The sequence below is a fragment of the Asanoa sp. NPDC050611 genome, from assembly GCF_040654855.1.
GTDB lineage: Bacteria > Actinomycetota > Actinomycetes > Mycobacteriales > Micromonosporaceae > Asanoa.
In genome coordinates this window covers 25,345-35,183 of record NZ_JBFAIU010000029.1, presented here as the reverse complement: position 1 = coordinate 35,183, position 9,839 = coordinate 25,345, and the positions used below count along the sequence as shown (strand labels likewise).

Here is a 9,839-nt window from a genome sequence, read left to right as displayed (position 1 = left end):
GCGGTGTCGGCGTACGCCGGGCTCGATCACGAGGGCCTGCGGGCCGCCGCGCTCGCGGTCGTCCGCGACCGGGTTCAGGCGGCGGGGTCCCGCCGGAACAACGCCCGCGCCCAGAGGTAGCCGGCCAGCGCCAGCCCCACGGACCAGGCGATCGCCACGATGCCCCCGTGCTCCACGGGCGTGCCGAGCAGCAGCCCGCGCAGCGTGTCGATGATCGGCGTGAACGGCTCGTGGGTGGCGAACCAGCGGATCGCCGCCGACATGGAGTCCGGCGGCACGAACGCGCTGCTGAGGAACGGCAGCAGCTGCACGACGAAGATGAACGGCCCGACGGCCTCGGGAGTCCGGGCCGACAGGCCGACCGCGACGGCGAGCCAGGTCAGGGCGAGCGTCACCAGCGTCATGAGGCCGATCGTGCCCAACCACCGGGCGGGGTCGGCGTCCGGCCGGAAGCCGAACAGCATCGCCGCGCCGACCACCAGGACCGCGCTGATCAACGTGCGGATCGTGGAGCCGACCACGTGCCCGGTCAGCACCGCGGCGCGGGAGATCGCCATCGTGCGGAACCGGCTGATGATCCCGGTCGTGACGTCCCGGTTGACCGCGATCGCCGTCTGTCCGGCGCCGTAGCCGACCGTCATCAGCAGGATTCCGGGCACGAGATAGTCGATGTAGTCACCGCCGGGCGGCCCGAACCCGGCGTTGAGGGCGCCGCCGAACACCCCCACGAAGACGAGCAGCAGGAACACCGGCAGGGCGATGGTCATCACCAGGGTGGTGGGGTTGCGCTGCGTGTGTCGTACGTTGCGGCGCAGCATGGTCAACGCGTCGCTCATCGGACCGCCTCCGTGGTCGTCGTGCCGCGCCCGGTCAGCGCGAAGAAGACGTCGTCGAGGTCGGGCGTGTGCACGGACAGCTCCGCCACCTCGATGTCGGCGCGCTCGAGACGATCGAGGAGCAGGCGCAGCGCGGGTACGCCGCCGTCGCTGGGCACCTGCAGCGTCAACGCCTCGTCGTCGCGGGTGGTGTCGTCGAGCGCCTGGGCGGCGGCCTGGAGGCGGGCCGCGTCCGCGAACCGCAGGCGCACGTGCCCGCCGGGCAGGCCGCGCTTGAGCTCCTCGGCGGTGCCGGCCGCGACCACCTTGCCACCGTCGAGCACGGCGATCCGGTCGGCGAGCTCGTCGGCCTCGTCCAGGTACTGCGTGGTCAGGAAGATCGTGACACCGCCGGCCACGAGCCCGCGGATGGTCTCCCACATGGTCTGCCGGCTGCGCGGGTCGAGCCCGGTGGTCGGCTCGTCGAGGAAAATCACCCGGGGCTCGCCGACGAGCGTCATCGCGAGGTCGAGCCGGCGCCGCATGCCGCCGGAGTAGGTCGACGCGAGCTTGCGCGCGGCGCCGGTGAGGTCGAACCGGTCGAGCAGGTCCGCCGCCCGCCGCCGCCCCTCGACCCGGCCGAGGCGGTGCAGGTCCGCCATGAGGATCAGGTTCTCCTCGCCGGTGAGCAGGTCGTCCACGGCCGAGAACTGCCCGGTCACCCCGATGTTCCGCCGCACCGCGTCGGCCTCGGTGGCGAGGTCGTGCCCGGCGACCCGGGCCTGCCCGCCGTCGAACCGGATGAGCGTCGACAAGATCCGCACGGCGGTGGTCTTGCCGGCCCCGTTGGGGCCGAGCAGGGAGAACGTCGTCCCCTCGGCGACGGCGAGATCGATCCCGTCGAGCACGACGGTCCCGCCGAAGGATTTCCGCAGCCCGGTCACCTCGATCGCGGGCCGCGATGGAGCGCTGGCCATTTCCCCGTCCTTTCGCTGCCGTGGCGCCACTCGCCACGTCGTCGACGGAAGGGTGCGCGGTCGCGGCTTCACGCCGGCCTCACTCCGGTTTCGCCCGTCCACGGCCCGCGACACCACGGGACTGCCCCATCTGTGGCGGGTCATCGCCAATGGTCCGACCATGCTGATGATCAGGATCTATTTACTGGTGCGTCGCCCGCAGGGCACGATGGTTCGGCGACCAGGGAGGACGATGATGTCTTCGACCGAACGCACCGACGGCGACGACGACGGCACCGCCGGGTTTGTCGCGCAGTGGCGCAACGGCGCCTACAACTGTTTCAGTTCCGGGCACAAGTTCTGCCGCGAGGTCTGTCCCGTGATGCAGGTGACCCGCAACGAGGTGCACACGCCCACGGCCTTCCACGCCAACGTCGTCGCGATGGAGAAGGGGCTCCTGGACATCGCCGACGTCGCCCGCGACTACGTGCACTGCACCGGTTGCGGTGCCTGTGAGCTGCGCTGTCCCAACACCTTGTTCACCGGCGACTTCTACCGCTTCCGCACCCGCACCGTGCAGCTCGTCAAGGCCGCCCGTGCGCTCGCCGTCGATCAGGGCATCCACCAGCCCGGGTGGCAGCGGTGGGTCGAGGAGACCGACCGGCAGAGGTCCGAGCCGGTGCTCGGCGGCGAGGTGCCGGTCAGCCAGGACCACGTCCGCGACTGGGCCGCCGGGCTCGACCTGCCGGTCGGGGGCGAGACGATCCTGTTCTGCGACTGCGAGGGCGCCTTCCACCGCACGTCCGTGCCGCGGGCGGCCGCCAAGATCCTCAAAGCCGCAGGCGTCGAGTTCGGGCTCATGCGCGAGCAGTGGTGCTGCGGCGGTCCGGCCGCGGAGATGGGCTACGTCGAGCGCGCCCGCGAGTTCGCGCGGCACAACGTCGACGACTGGCGGGCCGTGGGCGCCAAACGGATCATCGTCTTCGACCCGCACGACTACATCTCGTTCACCGAGGACTATCCGAGTTACTTCGGCGACGCGTACGACTTCGAGATCGTGCTCTTCGTCGAGCTGCTCGCCGAGCTGATCCGCGACGGCCGGCTGCCGCTGACGAACCCGGTCGAGCGGACCGTCACGTACCACGACGCCTGTCGCCTCAACAAGCGCAAGGGCATCCACGCGGCGCCGCGCGAGGTGCTGCGGGCCATCCCCGGGCTCACCTTCAAGGACGTCGACCACGTCACCCAGTGGTCCTACTGCTCGGGCGCCGGCGGGGGCCTTCCGATCGAGCGCCCCGACCTCACCGCGGAGATCAGCCGCCGCCGCGTGGCGAAAGCGGCGGCCCTCGACGTCGACACGCTCGTCAGCGCGTGCGTATGGTCCGAGCGGCCGCTGACCGAGCAACGCGGCCAGCTGGAGATCATGGACCTCCTCGAGATCGTCGCGCTGTCCGCGGGTCTGGAGGACGCCGCATGACCAGCACCCTCGTCACCGACCCCGTCATCGACGAGCTGGTCGCCATCTGCGGCCCCGACAACGTCTTCGCGGACCGGTCCTCCCGGGTCAACCGCGCCCGCGTGCCCGCGCCGTTCCCGGTGCACCGCTGGGCGGAGCACGTGCCCGACGTCGTCGTGCTGCCGACCACCGCCGAGCAGGTCTCCGAGGTCGTCAAGCTGGCCAACCGCCACCGCATCCCGGTGGTGCCGCGGGCCGGCGGCACCGGGCTGACCGACGGCGCGGTGCCCCTGCGCCACGGCATCGTCGTCGACGTCAAGCTGATGAACAAGGTCCTCGAGATCGACCTCGACGACCGCACGGTCACGGTGCAGCCGGGCATCAACATGCTCAAGCTCAACGAGGAGCTGAGGCCGCACGGCGTGATCTACCCCGACGACCCGGCGTCGTACCCGTGCTCGCTCGTCGGCGGCCGCATCGGCACCAGCGGCTGGTCGCTGATCGGCGGCCGCTACGGCCACACCCGCGACCTGGTGATCAGCTTCCAGATCGTGCTGCCCACCGGCGAGCTGATCTGGGTCGGCGACGGCGGCGGCCGCAAGGTGCGCAAGTCCTCGACCGGTTACCAGCTCAAGCACCTGTTCATGGGCCACCAGGGCACGCTCGGCATCGTCACCGAGGCCGTCCTCGAGCTGGTGCCCCGCCCCGAGGCCGAGTTCGCGGCGTTCTTCTCGTACCCCGACTACGAGACCGCCTGGCGGTCCACCGGCGCCCTCGCGAAGTCGGGCCTGGCCACGCTCGCCGGCGTCGTGCTCTTCGACGAATGGAAGCTCGACTACCTGCGCCGCGACGACGAGGCCTACATCCCGCAGCCCGCCGACGTCCGCTGCGTGGTCGCCACCGCCATGTACGGCACCACCGACGAGGTCCGCCCCGGCGCCAGCCGGCTCATGCGGATCGGGGCCGAGACGGGCGGCGCCTATCTGGGCGACGAGATCTCGCAGGGCGACTGGGCGAGCCGGCACGACCGCTACGCGACCCCGCTGCACGGCCGGCTGCGCGACGGCCAGGTCGTGCCGATGAGCTGGCACTGCGAGGACGCGTCGATCAACTGGTCGCAGCTGCCGCAGGTGCGCCGCGAGTGGCACGACATCGTGGCCCGGCTCGGCGACCGCTTCCGGATCTTCGACGACTGGGGGATGTTCGCCTACACCAACGGCGCCTTCAAGCCGTGGGGCGACTACCTCACGGAGATCGACGTCGGCATCTGGGAGCAGGAGCTGGACGACGCCGCCTGGGACGCCTGGGTCACCGCCAAGCGCGACATCGCGGCGGTGGCGATCGCGCACGGCGGCTCGATCAGCGCCTGCCACGGTGCCTGCCGCGCGGGCGAGGTCGACCTGGTGCCCACCGAGCTGGGCGGCGGCTGGGACGTGATGAAGAAGGTCAAGCGCGTGCTCGACCCGCTCAACATCATGAACCCCGGAAAATACCTGCTCGACGAGGCGTACGAAGGAGATCCGTCATGATCGGTTTTCGGTTGTCCGCACAGCGGCCCCCAGAACCCAGGCGGGTCAACGACGTCGTGGTGCAGCGCTTCGACCATGTGTACGAAGTGGACCCGGCGCTGATGAGCGAACACGTGCGACAGCACGACTTTCCCGCGTGGGACACGCGCCGCATCGTCGACAGCCGGTGGGAGCACCTGGCGTGGATGCACGCCCACTGGGCGGACTCGGTGGTGTCCGGCGAGGAGCTCCTGTCCTTGAGAGCCAGCACGACCGACGAGTGAGGACGCGATGAGGTTCAGCTATGTGATGCTGCCCGACTACCCCCTGGCCGACTCGATGGAGTCCATCAAGAAGGCGGACGAGCTCGGCTTCTACGGCTGCTATGCCGCGGACGAGACCTGGCACAAGGACATGTGGTTGCTGTTCGCCGCGGCCGCCGACAAGACCACCAACATCCGGTTCGGGCCGAGCCTGTCCGGCGTGGTGCTGCGCGAGCCGACGCTGATCGCGCAGGCGACGGCCACCCTGGACGAGCTGACCGGCGGGCGGGCCGAGTGCGTCATCTCCTGCGGCAACTTCGGGCTGCTGGCGCAGTACCACATCGACTGGGCGCAGACCCGGCCGCTGTCCCGCACCCTCGAGGCGCACACCGTCATGCGGACGCTGCTCGACGAGGGTGCGATCAACTTCGAGGGCGAGTTCTACAAGTACACGGGACTGTTCACCTTCGCCCGGCCGGTGCAGCCGCGGCTGCCCTTGCTCCTGGGCGCGATGCGCGGCCCGCGCTCGTTCCAGAAGGCCGGCGAGGTCTCCGACGGCGTGCACCACGCGTTGAGCTACACCCGCGAGGCGTACGACTATCTGGTGTCGAACGTCCGCAAGGGCGCCGAGAAGGCCGGCCGCGACTGGCAGTCGCTCGACATCGGCGCCTGGATCGTGTTCTCGATCGGCCGCGACTCGGCGGCGGCGAAAGAGGCCGCGCGCAGCATGGTCGGGCTCTACGCGTCGTCGATGCCGGCCGAGCAGCTCCGCCGCAACGGCGTCGACCCGGCCGACCTCCAGCCGGTCATCGACGCGCTCGGCAAGGGCGACCTGGCGGGCGCCATCGAGCTGACCCGTCCGGACATCGCCGAGCGCCTGTCGGTCGCGGGCACGCCGGAGGAGTGCGTGGCCAAGCTCCGCTCCGAGATCGTCGACGCCGGGGTCAACCACCTGATCTTCGCGATCACCGACGCCGCGCTGGTCAAGGCGCTCATGGGCCGCGACCTGGACAACGTCGCCTCGGTCAACGAGCAGCTGCAGCTGATCCACGACGAGGTGATGCCGGCCTTTTCCCCGAAGTAGGCCAAACAGGACTTAAATTCGCGGATACTCCCCATGTGTCCGTCTTTCCGGAGTCGATGTTCCTACCGGTGGTGCTCGGGTTCTTCGGCCTGGGCACCGGCTATCTGATCTACGGGCCGCAGGAGCTGTTCGGCTTCCCGCGGCGCGACGCGCAGGTCGACCGCGCCACGGGCGTCTGGGGTATCTGGCTGCCCGGTTTCTGCCAGGCCCTGACCGGCGTGATCCTGTTCATCGGCCTGACCTGGTTCCCGGTCTTCACCGACGCCAAAGCGACCTACATGGCGGCGCTTGCGTTCAGCGCGTACGGCATCCACTGGTTCGCCCTCGGTTGGAACCGTGCCCGCGGGGCGGACGCGCGACCGAACGGCTTCATGTCGATCCCGTTCATCATCATCTCGGTCCTCGGCGCCACGGTGTTCTTCCTCGCGGACGCCTGGCCGCTCGGCGTGCTCTTCATCGGGCTGGCGCTGGTCTACATCGCGGAGTTCTTCGCGAGCTTCCGGATCGGCGTCCGGGCACTCGCGGACGGTCGCCAGACGCCCAACCTGGGCGAGAAGGCCCTCGGCTTCGTCCACATCCTGGTCGGCCTGTGGCTGATGTACCTGACGTTCGCCACGACGCTGAACGTCGCCTCGGGCTACCACATCCCGGCCGGCTGAGATCCAGGCCACATTTTCGGGGAACATGTCGCACTTCCGGCGGCTGGCCCGCTCTCACGTTGCAACCGCGACGGGAGGCCCAACCGATGTCCGAAACCGCGACGCAGGTGTTCACCGAGCACCGCACGCTGCTGTTCTCCATCGTCTACAACATGCTCGGCAGCGTCGCCGACACCGAGGACGTGCTGCAGGAGACGTGGCTGTCGTGGGCGGACCGCAACCAGGCGGGCGATGAGATCGGGAACGCCAAGGCCTACCTGGTCCGGATCGCCGTCAACCGCGCGCTCGCCCAGCAGGCCAGCATCAGCCGCCGGCGGGAGACCTATGTGGGGCCGTGGCTGCCGGAGCCGGTCGTCGAGGCCGGCGACGCGTCCGACGCCGCCGTGCGGGTCGAGTCGGTGTCCATGGCGCTGCTCGTGGTGCTGGAGACCCTCAGCCCGCTGGAGCGCGGCGTGTTCGTGCTGCACGAGGTGTTCGGCTACGCGCACACCGAGATCGCCGAGATCCTCGGGCGCAACCCGTCCGCGGTCCGCCAGCTCGCGCACCGCGCGCGGGAGCACGTGCACGCTCGACGACCGCGGTTCGCACCCGACAAGCGCGTTCAGCAGGAGCTGACCGAGCGGTTCCTGGCCGCCGCGCTCGGCGGTGACATGGCCGCCCTGATGGAGATCCTCGCGCCGGACGTGAGCCTGTGGGGCGACGGCGGCGGCAAGGCGCACGCGGCCTCGGGTCCGCGGCCGATCGAGGGCCGGGACAAGGTCGCGCGCCTCATCGCCCGGTCCGCGGCCCGGGTCGGCGCGGGCATCGAGGTCGTCTTCCGCAGCGTCAACGGCGAGCCGTCGGCGCTGCTGTTCGCCGGCGACCGGCTCTACTCGGTCGTCGTCCTCGACCTGACCCCGGACGGCCGCCAGGTCTCCGCGATCTACTCCGTCGCCAACCCCGACAAGCTGTCCCACGTCGATTGAGGACCCGTCATGTTGCGTAAGGCTCTGACCATTCCCAGTGGCCGGCGGGCGAAATGGCTCGTCCTCGCCGTCTGGATCGCCGTGCTCGTGCCCGCCCTGATGTTCGCCGGCCGCCTCGGCGACGTGGAGAAGAACGACAACGCGGCCTGGCTGCCCGGCCACGCCGAGGCGACCCAGGTCCTCGACGACGTCCGGCAGTTCCAGGCCGCCGACACCCTGCCCGCGATCGTCGTCTACGACCGGCCGGACGGCGTCACCGAGGCCGACGTGGCCAAGGCCTCGGCGGACGCCGCGGCGTTCGTGGGCATCGACGGCGTCGTCGGAGCGCCGCAGGGGCCGACCCGGTCACAGGACGGCAAGGCGCTGCAGACCGTGGTCCAGGTGCGGCAGGGCGCGGGCGGCTGGAGCGCGGTCCGCGAGGTGGTCGACGCGATGGGCGCGGTCGGCGCGAAGGACGCCGACGGGCTCGGGTTCCACGTCACCGGACCCGCCGGGTACGCGTCGGACTCGGCCGCCGCCTTCGGGGGCGTCGGCGCGCTGGGCATGATCAGCGCGGTGGTGGTGGTCGTGATCCTGCTGTTCACGTACCGCAGCCCGGTCCTGCCGCTCCTGCCCCTGCTGGCGGCCGGCGGCGCCCTGGTCACCTCGGAGGCCCTGATCTACCTGCTGGCCAGGAACGCCGGGCTGACCGTGAACGCGCAGACCAGCTTCGTGCTGACCGTGCTCGTGTTCGGCGCGGCGACGGACTACGCGCTGCTGCTCACCTCCCGCTATCGGGAGGAGTTGCTGCGCCACGCGGACCGGCACGAGGCGATGGCGGTCGCGCTGCGCCGGTCGAGCCCCGCGATCATCGCGAGCGCCGCGACCGTGGCCGTCGGCCTGCTCGTGCTGCTGCTCGCGACGCTCAACTCCACCAAGGGCCTCGGCCCGGCGTGCGCGATCGGCATCGTCGTGGGCCTGCTGGCGATGGTCACGCTGATGCCGGCGCTGCTGGTGATCTTCGGCCGCTGGATCTTCTGGCCGCGCCGGCCGGTGCACGGCGCACCCGCCCCGACGCGGCAGGGCGTCTGGACCCGGATCGGCGGTGCGATCGCCCGGCGGCCGCGGACCGTCTGGGTCGCGACGGCGCTCGCGCTCGGCGCGCTGGCGTTCGCGGTGACCGGGCTCAAGGCCGACGGCATACCGAGCAAGGACCAGTTCACCACCGAGACGCAAGCCGTTACGGGCGAGGAGATCCAGGCCCGGCACTTCCCGGCCGGCTCGGGCGACCCGGTCTACGTCGTGGCGCGGGCCGGTTCGGCGGAGCAGGTCCGGGCGGCCCTGTCCGGCGTGCCGGGGCTGACGGGGGTCACCCCGCCGGTGGTCAGGAACGATCGGGCGCTCATCCTCGGCACGCTCGAGGCCGCACCCAACAGCGACGCCGCCGTGCGTACGGTCGAGGCGGCCCGGACCGCCGTCCACGCGGTCGACGGCGCGGACGCCAAGCTCGGTGGCAGCACCGCGATCACGCTCGACATCCAACGGTCGGCGTCCCGGGACTCCACAGTGGTCATGCCCGTCGTGCTGCTCGTGGTGTTCCTCATCCTGGCGCTGCTGCTGCGGGCGATCGTCGCGCCGCTGCTGCTGATCGTGACCGTGGTGCTCTCGTTCGGGGCGGCCCTCGGCGTCAGCGCGCTGATGTTCAACCACGTCTTCGACTTCGGCGGCGCGGACGCGGCGTTCCCGCTGCAGACGTTCGTGTTCCTGGTGGCCCTGGGCATCGACTACAACATCTTCCTGGTCACCCGGGTACGCGAGGAGTCGCTGCGCCACGGCACCCGGCGCGGCGCGCTGATCGGCCTGTCCGCCACGGGCGGCGTGATCACGTCAGCGGGCCTGGTCCTCGCCGGCACCTTCGCGGCCCTGGTCACGCTGCCACTGGTGCTGGCGGCCCAGATCGGCTTCACCGTGGCGTTCGGCGTGCTGCTCGACACGCTGATCGTCCGGTCGGTGCTGGTGACGGCGCTGACCCTGGACGTGGGCCGCTGGATGTGGTGGCCGAGCAAGCTGTTCAAGCGGACGGACGACCCCGCGCCGGCAGCGCCGGAGCGCGAGGCCGCTCTCGCGATGCGGTGACGCATGCGGGCCGGCGGA

The 9,839-nt window shown here is 70.9% G+C and carries 9 protein-coding genes; 7 read left to right on the top strand and 2 right to left on the bottom strand.

Annotation, left to right across the window (positions count from 1 at the left end; genetic code table 11):
• Positions 1–74 precede the first annotated feature (74 nt).
• Complete coding sequence (locus AB0H87_RS07435) at positions 75–836, bottom strand: ABC transporter permease (protein ID WP_360141180.1); 762 nt, start codon at positions 834–836, stop codon at positions 75–77.
• The gene (locus tag AB0H87_RS07430) at positions 833–1,792 is read right to left on the bottom strand and encodes an ATP-binding cassette domain-containing protein (RefSeq protein ID WP_360141177.1); all 960 of its coding nucleotides are present in this window, start codon (positions 1,790–1,792) and stop codon (positions 833–835) included. Before AB0H87_RS07430 ends, AB0H87_RS07435 begins: the two co-directional genes overlap by 4 nt.
• Positions 1,793–2,027: 235 nt before the next feature.
• Here AB0H87_RS07430 and AB0H87_RS07425 point away from each other — a divergent pair, with 235 nt between their 5' ends.
• From AB0H87_RS07425 to AB0H87_RS07395, 7 genes are all read left to right on the top strand, one after another.
• Positions 2,028–3,248, top strand: coding sequence for a (Fe-S)-binding protein (locus AB0H87_RS07425; protein ID WP_360141174.1), 1,221 nt, complete (start codon positions 2,028–2,030; stop codon positions 3,246–3,248).
• On the top strand, positions 3,245–4,756 hold the full coding sequence (locus tag AB0H87_RS07420) for an FAD-binding oxidoreductase (RefSeq protein ID WP_360141171.1): 1,512 nt from the start codon (positions 3,245–3,247) through the stop codon (positions 4,754–4,756). The genes AB0H87_RS07425 and AB0H87_RS07420 overlap by 4 nt, the downstream gene beginning before the upstream one ends.
• The gene (locus tag AB0H87_RS07415) at positions 4,753–5,019 is read left to right on the top strand and encodes a hypothetical protein (RefSeq protein WP_360141168.1); all 267 of its coding nucleotides are present in this window, start codon (positions 4,753–4,755) and stop codon (positions 5,017–5,019) included. Before AB0H87_RS07420 ends, AB0H87_RS07415 begins: the two co-directional genes overlap by 4 nt.
• A gap of 7 nt (positions 5,020–5,026) precedes the next feature.
• The gene (locus tag AB0H87_RS07410; RefSeq protein WP_360141165.1) at positions 5,027–6,082 is read left to right on the top strand and encodes an LLM class flavin-dependent oxidoreductase; all 1,056 of its coding nucleotides are present in this window, start codon (positions 5,027–5,029) and stop codon (positions 6,080–6,082) included.
• Between the two features lie 35 nt (positions 6,083–6,117).
• Complete coding sequence (locus AB0H87_RS07405; protein ID WP_360141162.1) at positions 6,118–6,741, top strand: hypothetical protein; 624 nt, start codon at positions 6,118–6,120, stop codon at positions 6,739–6,741.
• 86 nt (positions 6,742–6,827) lie between these two features.
• The gene (sigJ, locus tag AB0H87_RS07400) at positions 6,828–7,706 is read left to right on the top strand and encodes an RNA polymerase sigma factor SigJ (protein WP_360141159.1); all 879 of its coding nucleotides are present in this window, start codon (positions 6,828–6,830) and stop codon (positions 7,704–7,706) included.
• A 9-nt stretch (positions 7,707–7,715) separates the two neighbouring features.
• Positions 7,716–9,821 (top strand): MMPL family transporter, encoded by a 2,106-nt coding sequence (locus tag AB0H87_RS07395; RefSeq protein WP_360141156.1) that lies wholly within the window; start codon positions 7,716–7,718, stop codon positions 9,819–9,821.
• Positions 9,822–9,839: the final 18 nt, after the last annotated feature.

Coding starts and splice junctions, on each gene's coding strand:
- AB0H87_RS07435 (WP_360141180.1), bottom strand. CDS start 836: ATGAGCGACGCGTTGACCATGCTGCGCCGCAACGTACGACACACGCAG.
- AB0H87_RS07430 (WP_360141177.1), bottom strand. CDS start 1,792: ATGGCCAGCGCTCCATCGCGGCCCGCGATCGAGGTGACCGGGCTGCGG.
- AB0H87_RS07425 (WP_360141174.1), top strand. CDS start 2,028: ATGTCTTCGACCGAACGCACCGACGGCGACGACGACGGCACCGCCGGG.
- AB0H87_RS07420 (WP_360141171.1), top strand. CDS start 3,245: ATGACCAGCACCCTCGTCACCGACCCCGTCATCGACGAGCTGGTCGCC.
- AB0H87_RS07415 (WP_360141168.1), top strand. CDS start 4,753: ATGATCGGTTTTCGGTTGTCCGCACAGCGGCCCCCAGAACCCAGGCGG.
- AB0H87_RS07410 (WP_360141165.1), top strand. CDS start 5,027: ATGAGGTTCAGCTATGTGATGCTGCCCGACTACCCCCTGGCCGACTCG.
- sigJ (WP_360141159.1), top strand. CDS start 6,828: ATGTCCGAAACCGCGACGCAGGTGTTCACCGAGCACCGCACGCTGCTG.
- AB0H87_RS07395 (WP_360141156.1), top strand. CDS start 7,716: ATGTTGCGTAAGGCTCTGACCATTCCCAGTGGCCGGCGGGCGAAATGG.